Source organism: Sphingopyxis sp. J-6, from assembly GCF_046603995.1.
Taxonomy (GTDB): Bacteria; Pseudomonadota; Alphaproteobacteria; order Sphingomonadales; family Sphingomonadaceae; genus Sphingopyxis.
Map to the genome: position 1 here is coordinate 1,620,539 of NZ_CP145810.1, position 15,041 is coordinate 1,635,579.

Sequence of the window (15,041 nt, forward strand, 5' to 3'; positions counted from 1 at the left end):
TCACATCATCCTCCCGAGCATCCACAGCGCCATCGCGATCATCATCACATTCTCGGTCAGCGACACGAAACCCAGCGGCACCTTGCTGCTGCCGCCGACGCACGCGCATTTGATGTCGCGCTTGTCGATATAGACCGCCTTGAACACCGATACGGCGCCGATGCCGCCGATGAACAGCGCGACCGGGATCGACAGCCAGGGCAGGGCATGCGCGGTCATCAGCACGCCCGCAAGCCCCTCGGCAAAGGGGTAGATACTCGCATAGGGCACCCAGCGCCGCGCGAGCAGGTCGTAATTGAGGAACATCGTTGCGAACCTGTCGACGTCCTGCAGCTTGAGCAGCGCGAGCACGACCATGCTGAACGAGATGAACCATTCGGCGGCGCGGATGGTCAGGACATGCCCCTCGACCGCGAAGCTCGCGGCGGACGCCATCATTGCGGTCATCGCGAACAATGCGATCACCGGCGTGTAGCTGGTGGCGTCGGGATCGGCGACCTTCAGACCGAAATGGCGGCGCAAATCGTCGTGGCCGCCGATGCGCACCCCGTCGATGAAGGTCTGCGGCGTCGTCCTGATGCCTTGTTCGGCCTTGAACGCGTCGGTCGCTTCGCGCGTCGTCAGCCAGCGGTCGTCGACCGCGAAGCCCTGGCTTTCGAGGAGGTGTTTCGACTTCAAGCCATAGGGGCAGATATGGCCGGGCATGACCATGCGATAGAGTGTTGCCTGTTTCGTCATCCACCCCATATAGCTTCCGTACCATGGTACGGAGTCAAGCGATGCAATTTACGATCGGCAAATTGGCGCAGGCCGGCGATGTCGGCGTCGAGACCGTCCGCTATTACCAGCGCCGCGGCCTGCTCGATACGCCGGCCCGTAGCGGCGGCGGCTGGGGCGGCGGGGTTCGCCGCTATGGCGGCGACGACCTGCGCCGCCTGAAGTTCATCCGCGCGGCGCAAGCTTCGGGATTCACGCTCGACGAGATTTCCGAACTGCTGGCGCTCGAAGCGAGCGACGATCGCGCCCGCGTGCGCAGCCTCGCACGCCAGCGGATCGACGCGCTCGACGCCAAGATCGCCCAGATGACCGAAACCCGCGCCGCGCTCGCACGCCTCGCCGACCAATGTGCGGCGAGCGAGAAGGGGCCGTGCCCGATCCTTGCGGCGTTCGAGCCGTAGACGTCATTGCGAGGAGCCGCAGGCGACGAAGCAATCTCCAGCTATCGGCCTATTCGCCCGTCAAATCGAGATATAGGTCGCGCCATGCCGGATTGCCGACTTCAATAAGAGCGATTTTCCTCGCCCGCGATCCCGCTTTAATCTGCTTCTCGCGACTAATGGCCGAATACATATCGTCATGCATCTCGAACCAGACCAGCTTGTCGCATCGATAGCGCGCCGAAAAGCCGCTACGCTTCTCTCGATGCTGCCATACGCGACCGATCAGGTTCGATGTCACGCCCGTGTATAGCACGCCATCTTTTCGATTGGTCATGATGTAGACTGCAGGCTGGGCGTCCGGGCGCATGGCTGGAGATTGCTTCGTCGCTGCGCTCCTCGCAATGACGAAGTTCAGGCAGCTTAGCTATGCAGGAAGTGCATCACATCGCCGTCATGCACAACATAGGCCTTGCCTTCGGCGCGTAGCTTGCCAGCTTCGCGCGCGCGCGCTTCGCCGCCCAGCGTGACATAATCGTCATAGGCGATGGTTTCGGCGCGGATGAAGCCCTTCTGGAAATCGCTGTGGATTTCGCCCGCGGCCTCGGGTGCCGTGGCGCCGGTATGGACGGTCCAGGCGCGCGCTTCCTGCGGGCCGACGGTGAAGAAGGTAATGAGGTGGAGCAGTTCGTAGCCGGCGCGGATGACGCGCGCGAGGCCGGTTTCGTGCAGGCCCATTTCTTCGAGGAACTCGAGCCGGTCGGCCATGTCCATCGTCACCAGCTCGCTTTCGATCGCGGCCGAGACGACGACCGCCTGCGCACCCTCGCTTGCCGCCTTGGCGAACACCTTTTCGGAGAAGGCGTTGCCGTTCGCGGCGCTGCCTTCGTCGACGTTGCAGACATAAAGGACGGGCTTCGAGGTCAGCAGTTGCGCAGTGCGCAGGACACGGGCTTCCTCGACATCCTTCGGCTCGACGAGCCGCGCGGGCTTGCCGTCGCGCAGCAGGTCGAGCGCCTGACCGAGCACCGAGGCGGCGATCTTCGCTTCCTTGTCGCCCTGCGCCGCCTTCTTGGCAAAGGCGGGAACGCGCTTTTCAAGGCTTTCGAGGTCGGCGAGCAACAGCTCGGTCTCGACCGTCTCGGCGTCGGCGACCGGGTCGACCTTGTTCTCGACATGCTGGATGTCGTCATCCTCAAAGCAGCGCAACACGTGGACGATCGCATCGACCTCGCGGATATTGCCGAGGAACTGGTTGCCCAGCCCTTCGCCCTTCGATGCGCCGCGGACGAGCCCGGCGATGTCGACGAAGGCAAGCTGCGTCGCGATGATCTTCTTGCTGCTCGCGATCGCCGCCAGCTTCTCGAGGCGCGCGTCGGGCACCGCGACATTGCCGATATTCGGCTCGATCGTGCAGAAAGGATAGTTGGCCGCCTGCGCCGCCGCCGTTTCGGTCAGCGCGTTGAACAGGGTGGACTTGCCGACATTGGGCAGACCGACGATCCCGCATTTGAAACCCATAAAAACTCCGTAGATCGGCAAGAGGCCGGTGTTGCAGCGCCCCTAGCGCCAAGTGCGCCCCGGCGCCAGCCTTCCGCGCGCAATATGGTTGTGGCGCGTTCAGCCTCGCGCCTTTATCGCCATAGCATGATCAGATCGTCCCGATGGATCGCCGCAGCGCTGCTGCTGACGATCGGCGCGGCCGGCGCCGCAGCCGCACCCAGCCGCTTCGAGGCCGACGTGCTCGCCGAACTCAATTATTTTCGCGAGGATCCTGCGGGCTATGCCGATATCCTGCGCAGCTATCGCCCGCGCTTCGACGGCAAGATATTGCTCGCCGAAGAAGGCGGCGAGATCGACATCATGACCAACGAAGGCGTGGCGGCGGTCGACGAGGCGATCCGCGACCTTCGCCACCAGAAGCCCTTGTCGCGCCTCGCGCAGAGCGACCTGCTCGCGCGCGCCGCTGCCAGCCATGTCGCCGACCAGTCGCGGTCGGGCGCGGTCGGCCATTATACAAAGGGGCGCGGTCCGGGCGAACGGATGAAGGCGCTCGGCGGCGGGCCCTATGTCAATGAGGTGATCACCTATGGCCATCACAGTCCCGAAGGCGTGATCCAGCAATTGCTGATCGACGACGGGGTACCCGATCGCGGCCACCGTCACAGCCTGCTCCGGCCGACGCACCTTTATGCCGGCATCGCGTGCGGCCGGCATCCGGTGCACCGGACGATGTGCGTGACCCTGATGTCGCAGACCGCCGACGGATCGCCGCCGCCGCCACCGAGAAGGCCTGCGGCGAAAGCCGAATAAGCGGAGGACGGGGCCGGTCTCGCGATGCGAAGCCGGCCCCGGTCCGGTCAGTTGCCGACCGGCTGGCTGTCAGTGCGCCGCACCACGACGGTCGATGAGCGCGGTTCTTCGCCTGCGATCGGCCAGTCGCCCGTCGGATGCTGGATGTTCACGAAGAAGGTCGTGAGATCGGGGGTATAGGCGAGGCCGGTGATCTCGCAGCCGACGGGGCCGACGAGGAAGCGCTTCGACTTCTTCGTCGTCTGGTCGACATAGAACATCGCATTGTGGCCGAACGCCTGATCGATCGTCGTTCCCGCGACGCCTGAATTGCCCGGGACGCTATGGTCGGTCTGCACCCACAGGCGGCCCTGCGGGTCGATCCGCAGCCCGTCGGGGCTGGAGAAGGTGTCGCCGTCGATATTGCCGACCAGGTTGCTGCCCCCCGACGCCAGCGCGGGATCGCCTGCCAGCAGGAAGATTTCCCAGCTGAACTTCGTCGCCAGCGGCGAATCGCCTTCCTCGCGGAACTTGACGATATGACCGTGGAGGTTGGTCACGCGCGGATTGGCGGCGTCGGTGACCTTGCGGCCGCTGTTGTTGGTCAGCGTTACGAACACGGCCTTGTTGTCGGGGGCGACGGTCAGCCATTCGGGGCGGTCCATCACGGTGCCCCCGGCGACGCGCGCCGCCGCCTGGCAGTTGATCAGCACGTCGGCCTGGTTGTTGAAATCGACCGTCACTGGCGTCGGCGGCGTCGTGCTCTGGCTGACGTTGCCGGGGTCCGACGCGCCTGCGACCAGGCCGTTCTCACCGACGACAAGCGCGCGCCATTCGCCCGATCCGTCGGCGTTGAAGCGCGCGACATAGAGCGTACCATAGTCGAGCAGATCGGTGTTCGCCGCCCGGTTTGCGTCGCTGTACGCACGTTCGGGGATGAATTTATAGATGCAGCCCGGCGTCGTATCGTCGCCCATATAGAAAGCGACGCGGCGGTCGCTGTTCGCCATGAAGGCGACATTCTCGTGGTTGAAGCGGCCCATCGCAGTGCGCTTCGTTGGCTGCGCCAGTTCGCGCAGCGGATCGATCTCGACCACCCAGCCATAGTTGGTCGCCGGCTGCGTCGGATCGAAATAATTGTTCATCGTCTCTTCGCACGTCAGATAGGTGTTCCACGGCGTGCGGCCGCTCGAACAATTGTTGAGCATGCCCTTGATCGTGCCCGACAACAGACCCGCAGCGGGGCCGCCGGCGCGATAACTGCTGTTGCCGGTGTAACGCTTGTTATAGGTCGAACCCGACTTGACGGCCCATTTGCCGTCGCTGCCCTTGGCGACCTCGACGACGCCGATCCCGACCGCCGACAGCGCGAGCGCCTTTTGCTCGGGCGTCGCGGTGGCCGCGTCATAGGCGTCCGCCATCAGGATGTTGAAGTCGGGATATTCGTAATTCATCGCCAGCAGGCCGCCGACATTGGGATCGACGCCCGACAGCGCGAAATATTCCATCCCGTCGTGGTTGCCGCCGGCCCATTTTTCGGCGACCGCTGGGGTCGGGTAGCTGCCCGCATAGGCGGTGCCGCTCTCGATCGAATCGCCCGCCTTGAGAAGGACGTCGACGCTATAGCCCTCGGGTACGGTGACGGTGTCATTCTGGTTCGCCGCGACCGACGCGAAGCTGACCGTATAGCTCGGCGGCGGGGTGGGGGTCGGCGTCGGTGTCGGGGTGGGCGTCGGCGGGACGGTGACCGGCGGTTCGCTGCCATCGCTGTCGCAGCCCGCCAGCACGGCGGCGGGAATCACCGACAGGCCGAACAGGCCCTGGCGGAGGATCGAACGGCGCGACGGATTTTCGGCGACGATCGCCTCGAGGCTGCCGCTGCTGCCGAGATCGGCGGTTTCGCGGCGATAAGGCGCGCGGGCCTCGTCGGTAAGATGTGACATGCAGATCCCCTGTTTTCGGTGGGCCCCGGGGCCTGACTGGTCCCGGTGGAGCCCCCCGATTGCAGAGGCAGGTGTCAGCAGCATTGCTCCGGCATGTCGGGACGATGCGACTTTAGTGACGATCCTGTGACAGGAGCCGCCCGGTTCAGTCGTGCACCGCCTTGATGAGCGGTCCCAGCGGCGATCCGCCGAGCCAGGCAAGCTGAACCTCCGACGCGACCTTGTTGATCGCTTCCTGCGGCTTGGCACCGGGATGGACGGCGCGGCGGAGCGGGCGCGTGCCGGCCGGCATCGCCATGATCTCGGCGATCGCGCGCGGTACATCGGCGGGGTCGGCGCTGCGCCCGCTGCCGTCCTCCTCGCCCATGCCCTTGGTGAAAGGCGCATAGGCGGCAAGCAGCGCCGGATCGCTGCGGTCTTTCAGTGCCCCGGTATAGACGTTGCGGTTCTGCCACACGCGCGTCGGATAGCCGCCGGGCTGGATGATCGTCACTTCGATCCCGTGCGGGACGAGTTCATAGGCAAGCTGTTCGGACAAAGCCTCGACCGCGAACTTGGTCGCCGAATAATGGCCGCCGCCGGGCACGATGACGCGGCCGAGCTGCGACGAGATGTTGAAGATCTGTCCGCTTTTCGCCGCCCGCATCTGCGGCAGGAGCGCGCGAAGCATGCGCTGGATACCGAGGACGTTGGTGTCGAAGATCAGCTTCGTCGCCTCCATATCCTGCACCTCGACGGGGCCGGTGATGCCGATCCCGGCATTGTTGATCAGCGTGTCGATGCGCCCACCGGCAAGGTCGAGCGCCTTCGCAGTGCCCGCGGCGACCGATGCGTCGTCGGTCACGTCGATCTCGACGATGTGCAGGTCCAGACCGTCTTTGGCAGCCTCGGCCGCCAGCGTCTCGGCCTCCGGACGCGGGATCCCGCGCATCGTCGCGATCACCCTGGCGCCCGCCCGCGCATAGAGCAGCGCACCGACGCGGCCGAAACCGCTCGATGCACCGGTGATCAATATGGTGCGTCCTTTCAGCGACGGCGCATCGGGGACAGCGGCGTGGAGCAGGGCGGGGGCGGCGGCGGTGAGGGCGGCGGCGCCGGCGATCAGTTCGCGGCGGCTGGGGCGGGAAGGCTCGGTCATGACGGGCTCCTTTCCGGCCCATCATGCATCACTTTCGCGAGCGCTCCAAATCGCCTCAGGCCAGCCAGCGCGCGAAGACGTGCACCGGCTGCCGTTCCCAGCCGAGATGCTCGTACAGGCCCGCCGCGGGGTTGCCTTCGCGCACCATCAGTTCGACCTTCGGGCAACCGCGCTGGCGCAGCCAGTCGCACGCGGCGTCCAGCAACTGCCGCGCCATACCGCGACCCTGCCGGTCGGGCGCGACGCCGAGATAATAGATCCAGCCGCGATGTCCGTCGAAACCGGTCATCGCCGTGCCGACGATCCGTCCGTCCTCTTCGGCGACGATCACCGTCGCCGCGTCATGACCCAGCGCCCGCCGGAAATCGGCGACGGGGTCATTCCACGGGCGGGTGAGCCCGCACGTTTCCCAGACCGCCACCACCGCGTCGCAATCGCCCGGCGTCGCGGCGCGGATGCCGATCATCCCTGCAGCCGCAACGCAAGATCGCTGGCGAAGCGCACATCGTCGCCGTCGGCAAGCCATTTTGCCTCGGCGGCGATCGCGCCGAGCAGGTCGATCAGCGGTTCCGTCTCGCTCTTGTGATAATTGCCGAGGACGTGGCCGGTGACGCGGTCCTTGTGCCCCGGATGGCCGATGCCGATGCGCACGCGACGGAAATCCTCGCCGATATGCTGGATCATGCTGCGGATGCCATTATGGCCCGCCGCGCCGCCGCCGCGTTTCACCTTGACCTGCATCGGCACAAGATCGAGCTCGTCGTAAAAGACCGTCACGTCCTGCGGCGTCAATTTGTAGAAATCGAGCGCGGCGCGCACGCTGCGGCCGCTTTCGTTCATGAAGGTAGCGGGTTTGAGCAGCAGGATGCGCTGCGACCCGATGCGGCCTTCCTGGACCCAGCCCTGGAATTTCTTCGCGGGCGCCGGGAAGTCGTAGAAATCGGCGATGACATCGGCGGCCATGAAGCCGACATTGTGACGGTGCATCGCATATTGTGGCCCGGGATTGCCGAGGCCGACCCAGAGCTGCATGGTGGTGCCTTTCCCGGGTCTGGTGGAAACGCCCCTCCCGCGCGGGGAGGGGCGATCCTGAAAAGCTTAGGCTTCTTCGCCGCCTTCGGCTGCTTCGCCTTCGCCGTCATCCTTCGTCGTGTCGCCATCGCTCGACTTGAGCGCCGACGGAGCGACGATGGTGGCGATGGTGAAGTCGCGGTCGGTGATCGCGCTCGCCACGCCCTTGGGCAGGGTGACGTTGCTGATGTGGATCGAATCGCCGACATCGAAACCGGTCACGTCGATCGCGATCTCGTCGGGGATCTTGTCCGCGTCGCAGACGAGTTCCAGCTCGTGGCGAACGATGTTCAGCACGCCGCCGCGCTTCAGGCCCGGCGAGGCTTCTTCGTTCTGGAACGAGACGGGCACCGCAACCTGAACCGTGGCGTCCTTCGCGATGCGCAGGAAGTCGGCGTGGATCGGGCGATCCTTTACCGGGTGGAAAGCGACGTCCTTCGGCAGGGTACGGATGGTCTTGCCGCCCACGTCGATCATCACGACCGAGTTCATGAAGTGACCCGTCATGAGCTGCTTCATCAGCAGCTTTTCTTCGACGTGGATCATCAGGGGTTCTTCCTTGCCGCCATAGACTACGGCGGGGACGCGGCCATTACGACGCAGGTCACGCGAGGCTCCCTTGCCTCCGCGTTCGCGCGTCTCGGCCGTCAGCGTCAGCTGATCGCTCATCATATTTCTCCGAGAAACAGTTACACAGTTCCGCCACGCCTCCAGGGATGACCATGACGGAAGCCGGGGCGCTTAGCGGGGAAGCGGCGGAATTGCAAGCGGCACGCGGCCTATTGCACGCGCTTCACTTCCAGCCCGTCGGCGCCGAGCATCGCGGGAACGCCGTCGGTGCCGACCAGATGGCCGGCGCCGACCGCCATCAACACCGTGCCGGGGCGGTCCAGCCGCTTTTTCACCCACGCGCTCCAGCGCCGGTTGCGGTCGGTCAGGATCGCCTGGCGCGCCGCCGGGACCGCATCGACATCCTCGTTGATCACCTTTTCGAGCGCGACGAGATCGCCGCGCGCCCATGATGCGGTCAGCGCCCGGACGTCCTCGACGGCCTTGTCCGTCCCCTTGACGGCGCGGGTGAGCAGCGTCCGCTGCGTTTGCGGGTCGAGCGTTTCGAACAGGTTCAGTTGCCCGTGCGCCGTTTCGAGGCCGCCGATCGGCTTGCCCGCCGCTGCGAATTGCGCGGTGAGACGCGATTCTACGCCGCGCGATGGATCGAATTCGGCATTTTGCGTCACGCGCTGGCCCATCAGGACCATGACTGCCCAGTCGTCGAGCGTATCGCCGCCGAAATCGCCGCCCGTCGCCTCGAGTGCGCGATATTGTGTCAGCGCTTCCGGCGGGAGCCGCTTGTCCATCGGCAGCGGCGCGGATCGCGGCGCCAGCGTCCGGAACACTTCCCCAGCCGCCGACAGTTCCTGCGGCGACAGTTCGAGTATCAGCTCGTCGGCCGCATCGGCGACGTCGGCGACCTTGCCGGCGTCCCACTTGGTGCCGGCGGGCAGAGCGTGCATCGTGCCGAGCATATAGATGCGCGTATCGTCATCCTCGACCAGCCACATCGCGGGCCGCGCGGGCGTTTCGGGTACAGCGGCGCCGCAACCGGCGAGCAGCCACGGCAAGAGGACCGCCGCGAGGCGGCGGCCCCAAGGCCGGAAAGGAAGCGTGTCGGGCCTCAATATTCGATCCGCTCGGCGGTCAGTCCGCGTTCCTTCAGAAAATCCTGCACGCTATGCTCGCCTGCGAGATGGCCCGCGCCGACGGCGACGAAGACGGTGCCGGGTCGATCCATTCGCGCCTTGAGCAGGTCGGCCCAGCGCTGGTTGCGGTCGAACAGCAACACCTTGGCGAGTTCGGGGGTCGCGGCCATGCTTTCGTTCATCGCGACCGCCAGCGCCTCGGTGTTGCCCTTGCCCCACAGCACCACCGTCTTGTCGAGCGTCGGGCCGAGCTTGTCGATGTCCTTGACCACCGAATTGAGGAAAGCGAGTTGCTGCTTTTCGGGCAGGCCGTCGAAAAAGCCGAGCTGCTGATCGACCGTCTCGAGCCCCGACACCGGCTTGGCTGCAGCCTTCGCGGCGGCCGTGAGCTGTTTCTCGGCACCCTGTTCGGGATCGTAACCCAACTGGGCGAGCGGCGCGATCGACAGCGTCATTGCAGCGAACCACGGCTCGAACCTGTCGAACTGCGCCACCGGGATGCCGAGGCCGGTCATCGCCGCCTGATAGGCCTTGAGTTCATCGGCGCTGAGGCGCGACGAAATCGTCTTGCCGCTCTGGTCGAGCGCGAGCGGAATCATCTTTTGTGCCATCTCCGCCGGATCTTCGGGCAGCACGATTTCGAGCATCAACTGGTCCGACTTGTCGAAGGCGCGCTTCACAGCATCGTCGAACCAGCCGAGACCTGGCTTCAGCACATGGACGGTGCCGAAAAGATAGATGGTCGTGTCTTCGTCCTTCACCACCCACAGCGCGGGATCGACGTCGGTCACCGCCGCCGAGGATTCGACAGCGCGCGCCACATTGTGCCCGGGCGCCAGCGCGCATTGCGCGAAGGGGATGACGGCGCAGGAGATCGCGAGCGTCTTCAACCATTTCTTCATGGGGAATTGCCTTTCATTTTCGGCCTTCATGGCCGGGGCCGTGCGGGCAGGGAAGGTGTAATATTCAGCGGAACTTGAGCCAAAAATAGACCGCGGCATTGACCAGCAGCGCCGCGAGGAACAGCAGCATCGCATCGACCGGCGGCACCAGCCCGGCGCGGTGCAGCACCCACCATGCGGGGGCCGGAATGATGAAGGCGTAATAGCCGGCGAGCCCCGCGCGCCAATAGGCCTGCCGCTCGTGATCGTCGATCGAGCGTTCGTAGAGCGGGATCAGGACCGCCAGGCCGCCCGCCCACAACAGCGCCAGCGCGATGGCGACGGCCGGCGACAAGGCGCCGTTACCGAACAGCGGATCGCCGGGATTGCTTGTCCCGCTGCGATCGAGGATCCCCGACAACACGCCGATCGTCGCGGCGACGGCGAGGGAGATCCAGTAGAGCCGCTTGCGTTTCGACCACCCCTCCCAGAACTTGCCGACCCGCCGCAGGTAAAGGCCCATCGCGGCCATCCCGGCGAGCAAGGCCAGCCCGGCGCCGACGGCGGCCGGCGGCGCGTTCTTGCCCGCCTCGCGCATCGCGTCGAGATATCCCGCCGCGAGGCCCATCAGGAATATCGTGACGAACACGATGACCACCGGCCAGATCAGGCTGGGGCGTTTGCGCTTTCCGGCGGGATCAGATGTCATGGCTGCTTCCTTCGGAACCATCGTCGAAAATCTCCTCGATCGGCATCGCGAACAGTCGTGCCAGCTTGAAAGCAAGCGGCAACGACGGGTCATATTTCCCTGTTTCGATTGCGTTTACTGCCTGCCGCGAGACGTCGAGCCGGTCGGCGAGTTCGGCCTGGCTCCAGTTCCGCATCGCGCGCAGCACTTTCAGCTTGTTGTTCATTCGGCGCCTCGCCAGCCTTCGCGTCGGGTTTGTTCCGGCATGGGCAAAATCCGGCGGAGTGCAACGGAAAGTTTCGCCAAGAGACTGGAGCGCTGCCGTGTAGTGCGGCGCTCCAGCTCAGGTCGCCGGCCGTTACCGGGGAGTACCGGCCGGAGCGAAAGTGCGAAACCTGCCACGCCGGCGATCAGCGCGCGGCGAGCCGGATGCCGCGATCGGCCTCGGCAACCGCCCGTTCGGCCTGCGCCCTGGCGCCGTTGGTCGCGGCCGCGATGCATTCGGTGCGTAGCGCCAGTTCGGCCGTGCCGCGCAGATCGCTGCGGCAGAGGCGGCGCGCGGCGCTAGCGATCCGCGCATCGAGTGTTTGCCGGTCGCTTGCCAGAGCGAGGTCCAGATCGCCGATATGGACATATTCGCTCGCGCTGTAGCTGGCAGGAGCGGCGACTGCGGGAGCGCCCAAGGCGAGCGAAAGTGCGAGGATCGCGGCGCGGGTAATCATGAGATCTTTCCTTTTCTGTCACGTTGGTCGCGTTCACCTGTCTTTGTGTCAGGTTTCCATGACCATATGTCGTGATTCGCTGACTATGTCAACAACACCTGACAAAAAGCCGTGCAACCGTGACATGGCTGGGCGTTTTCGAGGTGAACGGCAACGTCACGCGCCTTGACCCTGCGGCCCCGCTGCGCCAAGGGCGGCGGCAATTGTTGCACCTGCGAAAGAGCGGATTCGTGGCCGACCAGGCGGAAAAGAAATCCCTGAGCTTCCAGGACATGATCCTGACCCTGCACGCCTATTGGGCGGCGCGCGGTTGCGCGATATTGCAGCCCTATGACATGCGCGTCGGGGCGGGGACGTTTCATCCCGCGACGACCTTGCGCAGCCTCGGCCCCGAGCCGTGGAACGTCGCTTATGTCCAGCCGAGCCGGCGTCCGACCGACGGCCGCTATGGCGAAAACCCCAACCGGCTCCAGCATTATTACCAGTATCAGGTGATCCTGAAGCCGTCGCCCGCCGACCTGCAGGAACAATATCTGGGGTCGCTCGCCGCGATCGGCATCGACCCGCTGCTCCACGACATCCGCTTCGTCGAGGACGACTGGGAATCGCCGACCCTCGGCGCATGGGGGCTAGGCTGGGAAGTCTGGTGCGACGGCATGGAAGTCACCCAGTTCACCTATTTTCAGCAGATGGGCGGCTTCGACTGCAAGCCTGTCGCGGGCGAACTGACCTACGGGCTCGAACGCCTCGCCATGTATATCCAGAATGTCGACAATGTGTACGACCTGCGCTTCTCCGACGCGGTCGGCGATGTCGCGGCGGTGAGCTATGGCGACGTATTTCTCGAGAATGAGCGCCAGTTCTCGAAATGGAATTTCGAGGTCGCCGATACCGATACTTTGTTTGCCGGGTTCAAGGCCGCCGAGGAAGAGTGCAAGCGCGCGATCGAAGCAGGCGTGCCGCTCGCGGCCTATGATCAGGCGATCGAGGCGAGCCACCTGTTCAACCTCTTGCAGGCGCGCGGCGTGATCAGCGTGCAGGAACGCGCCAATTATATGGCGCGCGTCCGCGATCTTGCGAAGGGCAGTTGCAAGGCGTGGATCGACAGCCAGTCCGAACGCTGGACCGCGAAATATCCGGGGTGGACGCTGTGACAGACTTTCTTCTCGAACTGCGCAGCGAGGAAATTCCCGCCCGCATGCAGGCCGGCGCGCGCGCCGAACTCGAAAAGCTGTTCCGCGCGCAATTGAGCGCCGCGGGCCTCGAAGCGGGCGAGCTCACCATTTGGTCGACCCCGCGCCGCTTGGCGCTGATCGCGCGCGATCTTCCGCAAGCGACCGCCGCAGTCAGCGAAGAACTCAAGGGCCCGCGCAGCAGCGCGCCGCCGCAGGCGCTTGAGGGCTTCCTCCGCAAGACCGGCCTGACGCAGGACCAGCTCGAGGACCGCGACGGCGTGTATTTCGCGGTGATCGACAAGCCCGGCCGCGCGACCGCCGAGGTGCTGGCCGAAGCGATCCCGGCGATCGTCCGCGGCTTTTCCTGGCCGAAGTCGATGCGCTGGGGCAAGGGAAGCGCGAGCAGTGAAAGCCTGCGCTGGGTGCGCCCGCTGTCGGGCATCGTCGCGATCTTCGGCGAAGATCTGGTTGCGTGTGAAGTTAGCGGGATTTCCGCGGGCTTCGCGACGCGCGGCCACCGCTTCCATTGCCCGGGCGAGATCACCATCGGCTCGGCGGCCGACTATGCCGAGAAGCTGCGCGCCTGCCATGTCATCGTCGACCATGAAGAACGCCAGAACATCGTCCGCGACGGCGCCGCCAAGGCGGCGGCCGACGCCGGGCTGACGCTGGTCGAGGACGAGGGGCTGGTGATCGAGAATGCCGGGCTCACCGAATGGCCGGTTCCCTTGCTCGGCCGCTTCGACACCGCCTTCCTCGAAGTGCCGCCCGAGGTCATCCAGCTCACCGCGCGGGTGAACCAGAAATATTTCGTCGTGAACGGCGCCGACGGCAAGCTCGCCAACGGCTTCGTCTGCACCGCGAACATCGACGCGAAAGACGGCGGCGCGGAGATTGTCGCGGGCAACCGCAAGGTGCTCACGGCGCGGCTTTCGGATGCGCGCTTCTTCTGGGAACAGGACCAGAAGAAGACGCTCGCGCAGCACGCCGAAAAGCTCAAAAACATCACCTTCCACGAAAAGCTGGGCACCGTTGCCGACAAGGTCGAGCGCGTCGCGAAGCTCGCCGAATGGCTGGCGAGCGAAGGCATCGTGCCCAATTGCGACCCCGCGCTCGCGCGGCAGGCAGCCGAACTGGCCAAGGCCGATCTCGTCACCGAAATGGTCGGCGAGTTTCCCGAGCTACAGGGCCTGATGGGCGGCTATTACGCCCGCGCCGAAGACCTGCCCGACGCCGTCGCCGACGCGATCCGCGACCATTACAAGCCGGTCGGGCAGGGCGATGACGTGCCGACGGCGCCGGTGACGGTAGCCGTGGCGTTGGCGGACAAGCTGGATACGTTGATTGGTTTTTTTGCATACGGTTTGAAGCCAACTGGATCGAAGGATCCGTTTGCGCTTCGACGGGCTGCGATTGGGGTAATCCAGCTGCTTATGGCTGAAAATACTCGTCTGCGGTTAGGCGAGCCGCTGTTTCAGCACGCAATTTATTTGCTGAAAAGATCTGAACCTTCGCTTGGTAAAGTCGCTGCCGGATTATTTTCTCAGCTGAAGACCAGCTTTGGGGACTCTGCTGCGGACGCAATGCTTGCAGCAGGCTTGCGTACTTCCATGCCGAGCGCGACTGAAGAGGGGCGCAAGATTGTGATGAAGGCGGGTGAAGGAACTACAGACCTCCTCGACTTCTTTGCCGATCGCCTCAAAGTCCAACAACGCGAAGCCGGCGTTCGTCATGACCTGATCGACGCGGTGTTCGCGCTTGGCGGCGAGGATGATCTTGTCCGTCTGCTCGCCCGCGTGAAAGCGCTCCAAGCCTTCATGGCGACCGAGGACGGCGCTAACCTGCTTGCAGGCTACAAGCGCGCTGCGAATATCCTGAAGCAGGCGGGCGGGGTGAGCGGTACTGCTGCCGCGGCGGCGGCGCCGACCGAAGCCGATGCTGCGCTGCTAGCCGCGCTCGACGCTGCCCAGCCTGCGGCCTCCGCCGCGGTCGCTGACGAACGCTTCACCGACGCGATGGCGGCGCTCGCCAGCCTTCGTGCGCCGATCGACGCCTTTTTCGAGGGCGTGATGGTCAACGATCCCGACGAAGCGGTGCGCGCCTATCGCCTCGGCCTGCTCGGGCGATTTACCGGCGCGGTGCATGGCGTCGCGGATTTCTCGAAGATCGAGGGCTGACGCGGGCGTTATGTGCCGCAGCTTATAACGAACGAAGTAATTCTGAATCGACCAATTGGCTTTGCATACCTACCCAGCCGCAACCTCCTCCCCGGGG

The 15,041-nt window shown here is 65.0% G+C and carries 17 protein-coding genes; 4 read left to right on the top strand and 13 right to left on the bottom strand.

The window, feature by feature from the left end; translation table 11 throughout:
* Complete coding sequence (locus V6U71_RS07710; protein WP_411341702.1) at positions 1–738, bottom strand: MauE/DoxX family redox-associated membrane protein; 738 nt, start codon at positions 736–738, stop codon at positions 1–3.
* A gap of 41 nt (positions 739–779) precedes the next feature.
* Here V6U71_RS07710 and V6U71_RS07715 point away from each other — a divergent pair, with 41 nt between their 5' ends.
* Positions 780–1,178 carry a MerR family DNA-binding protein gene (locus V6U71_RS07715; protein ID WP_411341703.1) on the top strand — a complete coding sequence of 133 codons (399 nt, stop codon included), beginning with the start codon at positions 780–782 and terminating at the stop codon, positions 1,176–1,178.
* 49 nt (positions 1,179–1,227) lie between these two features.
* Here V6U71_RS07715 and V6U71_RS07720 read toward each other — a convergent pair whose 3' ends face one another.
* Together V6U71_RS07720 and ychF are read right to left on the bottom strand one after the other, a co-directional pair.
* Positions 1,228–1,527, bottom strand: coding sequence for a GIY-YIG nuclease family protein (locus V6U71_RS07720; RefSeq protein WP_411341704.1), 300 nt, complete (start codon positions 1,525–1,527; stop codon positions 1,228–1,230).
* 53 nt (positions 1,528–1,580) lie between these two features.
* Entirely contained in the window at positions 1,581–2,678 is a 1,098-nt protein-coding gene (gene ychF / locus V6U71_RS07725; RefSeq protein ID WP_411341705.1) for a redox-regulated ATPase YchF, read from the bottom strand.
* Between the two features lie 126 nt (positions 2,679–2,804).
* On the opposite strand from ychF, the gene V6U71_RS07730 reads away from it, so the two are divergent.
* Entirely contained in the window at positions 2,805–3,470 is a 666-nt protein-coding gene (locus V6U71_RS07730) for a CAP domain-containing protein (protein ID WP_411341706.1), read from the top strand.
* A 47-nt stretch (positions 3,471–3,517) separates the two neighbouring features.
* Here the strand turns inward: V6U71_RS07730 and V6U71_RS07735 are convergent, their stop codons facing one another.
* The 10 genes from V6U71_RS07735 to V6U71_RS07780 form a co-directional block, all read right to left on the bottom strand.
* A complete protein-coding gene (locus V6U71_RS07735; RefSeq protein ID WP_411341707.1) occupies positions 3,518–5,392 on the bottom strand; it encodes a PhoX family protein in 1,875 nt (624 codons plus the stop codon).
* 145 nt (positions 5,393–5,537) lie between these two features.
* Entirely contained in the window at positions 5,538–6,530 is a 993-nt protein-coding gene (locus tag V6U71_RS07740; protein ID WP_411341708.1) for an SDR family oxidoreductase, read from the bottom strand.
* Positions 6,531–6,585: 55 nt separating this feature from the next.
* Positions 6,586–6,996: a GNAT family acetyltransferase gene (locus V6U71_RS07745; protein WP_411341709.1), complete on the bottom strand. Its 411-nt coding sequence runs from the start codon at positions 6,994–6,996 to the stop codon at positions 6,586–6,588.
* Positions 6,993–7,562, bottom strand: coding sequence for an aminoacyl-tRNA hydrolase (gene pth, locus V6U71_RS07750; RefSeq protein WP_054725677.1), 570 nt, complete (start codon positions 7,560–7,562; stop codon positions 6,993–6,995). Before pth ends, V6U71_RS07745 begins: the two co-directional genes overlap by 4 nt.
* Before the next feature lie 66 nt (positions 7,563–7,628).
* A complete protein-coding gene (locus V6U71_RS07755; RefSeq protein WP_411341710.1) occupies positions 7,629–8,270 on the bottom strand; it encodes a 50S ribosomal protein L25/general stress protein Ctc in 642 nt (213 codons plus the stop codon).
* 110 nt (positions 8,271–8,380) lie between these two features.
* Positions 8,381–9,280, bottom strand: a complete 900-nt coding sequence (locus V6U71_RS07760) for a TraB/GumN family protein (RefSeq protein WP_411341711.1) — start codon at positions 9,278–9,280, stop codon at positions 8,381–8,383.
* On the bottom strand, positions 9,277–10,203 hold the full coding sequence (locus V6U71_RS07765) for a TraB/GumN family protein (RefSeq protein ID WP_411341712.1): 927 nt from the start codon (positions 10,201–10,203) through the stop codon (positions 9,277–9,279). The genes V6U71_RS07760 and V6U71_RS07765 overlap by 4 nt, the downstream gene beginning before the upstream one ends.
* Positions 10,204–10,267: 64 nt before the next feature.
* Positions 10,268–10,891: a hypothetical protein gene (locus V6U71_RS07770; RefSeq protein WP_411341713.1), complete on the bottom strand. Its 624-nt coding sequence runs from the start codon at positions 10,889–10,891 to the stop codon at positions 10,268–10,270.
* Complete coding sequence (locus V6U71_RS07775) at positions 10,881–11,096, bottom strand: helix-turn-helix transcriptional regulator (RefSeq protein ID WP_054725688.1); 216 nt, start codon at positions 11,094–11,096, stop codon at positions 10,881–10,883. Before V6U71_RS07775 ends, V6U71_RS07770 begins: the two co-directional genes overlap by 11 nt.
* Positions 11,097–11,280: 184 nt before the next feature.
* Positions 11,281–11,592, bottom strand: coding sequence for a UrcA family protein (locus tag V6U71_RS07780; protein WP_411341714.1), 312 nt, complete (start codon positions 11,590–11,592; stop codon positions 11,281–11,283).
* A 272-nt stretch (positions 11,593–11,864) separates the two neighbouring features.
* Between V6U71_RS07780 and V6U71_RS07785 the strand changes: the two genes are divergently transcribed.
* Complete coding sequence (locus V6U71_RS07785; protein WP_411342323.1) at positions 11,865–12,746, top strand: glycine--tRNA ligase subunit alpha; 882 nt, start codon at positions 11,865–11,867, stop codon at positions 12,744–12,746.
* Positions 12,743–14,944: a glycine--tRNA ligase subunit beta gene (gene glyS, locus V6U71_RS07790; protein WP_411341715.1), complete on the top strand. Its 2,202-nt coding sequence runs from the start codon at positions 12,743–12,745 to the stop codon at positions 14,942–14,944. Before V6U71_RS07785 ends, glyS begins: the two co-directional genes overlap by 4 nt.
* The last annotated feature ends 97 nt before the right edge of the window (positions 14,945–15,041 follow it).